Annotated in this window: 1 protein-coding gene; it reads left to right on the plus strand. The window is 72.4% G+C overall.

Translation table 11 applies throughout. The annotated features are described in order from the left end of the window. On the plus strand, nt 1-801 hold an 801-nt coding region (locus ACFVJS_RS27365), incomplete at both ends, for a methylmalonyl-CoA mutase family protein (protein WP_378886697.1).

Here is an 801-nt window from a genome sequence, read left to right on the forward strand (position 1 = left end):
GACGAGCAGTTCCCGACCATCGCCAAGCTGCGGGCGGCCCGGCAGCTGTGGTCGCGCGTGCTCGAGCTCTCCGGGGTCGAGGGCGTGGAGATGCGCATCCACGCGGTGAGCTCGCGGCCGATGCTGTCGAAGTACGACCCCTACGTGAACATGCTGCGCGGCACCGTCGCGGCCTTCGCCGCCGGTGTCGGCGGGGCCGACGCGGTGACCGTGCTGCCCTTCGACTCCGCCAACGGAGTGCCGGACGGGTTCGGGCGCCGGATCGCCCGCAACGTGTCCCACCTGCTGATCGACGAGTCCCACGTCGCGGCCGTCGCGGACCCCGCCGGTGGTTCCTACGCCGTCGAGAAGCTGACCGCCGACATGGCGGAGGCCGGCTGGGAGGCGTTCATCCAGCTCGAGGAGGAGTGGACCGGAGCAACCTCCGGGGGTCACGACTTCTCGCCCTTCCGGGACCGGATCGCCGCGGTCTCCGCGGAGAGGGAGAAGGCGATCGCGCGCCGCAAGCGCCCGATCACCGGCCTCACCGAGTTCCCCAACCTCGCCGAGACGCTCCCCGAGCGACCGGTCGACCCGCTCAACGAGCGGGTGGTGCGCTACGGCGCCTCCTTCGAGGCGCTGCGCGACACCCCCGCCACCGCGAAGGTCTTCCTGGCCACCCTCGGCACCGTCGCCCAGCACACCGCTCGGGCGACCTTCGCGACCAACCTGCTCGCCGCGGGTGGCATCGGCGTCGAGGTCGCGGGTGCGACCGCGGACGCCGAGGAGCTGGCCGGGAAGTACCGTGCAGCTTCTCTGGGG

It is taken from the genome of Nocardioides sp. NPDC057772 (genome assembly GCF_042798075.1).
Classification (GTDB): domain Bacteria; phylum Actinomycetota; class Actinomycetes; order Propionibacteriales; family Nocardioidaceae; genus Nocardioides.